The following is a 230-nucleotide window of genomic DNA, read 5'->3' as shown; positions in this document are numbered from 1 at the left end:
CCGCTCGGCGTCCCCCCCTCCCTCAACCCCGCCCTCACGAGCCGTGACGCCCACGACGATATCCCGTTCCGCTACTGGATCGCGCTCATCGCGATCGGGCTCGCGGCCGGCTTCCTCTCCGGATTCATCGGCGTCGGCGGCGGCGTCATCCTCGTGCCGGCCCTCAAGCTCGAGCGCAAGAGCGACGAGCGCGGCTCTCCTGTGAACTCGCGGGGGGCGGGCATCCGGCG

Annotated in this window: 1 protein-coding gene; it reads left to right on the top strand. The window is 72.2% G+C overall.

Going from position 1 to position 230, the window contains the following annotated elements; all coding sequences use genetic code 11:
* Nucleotides 1-230: TSUP family transporter (locus tag Q0795_RS17205; RefSeq protein ID WP_298891807.1), on the top strand; the 230-nt coding region annotated here is incomplete at both ends.

The organism is uncultured Serinicoccus sp., assembly GCF_947487915.1.
GTDB lineage: Bacteria > Actinomycetota > Actinomycetes > Actinomycetales > Dermatophilaceae > Ornithinicoccus.
This window is presented reverse-complemented; position numbering and strand designations above follow the sequence as displayed.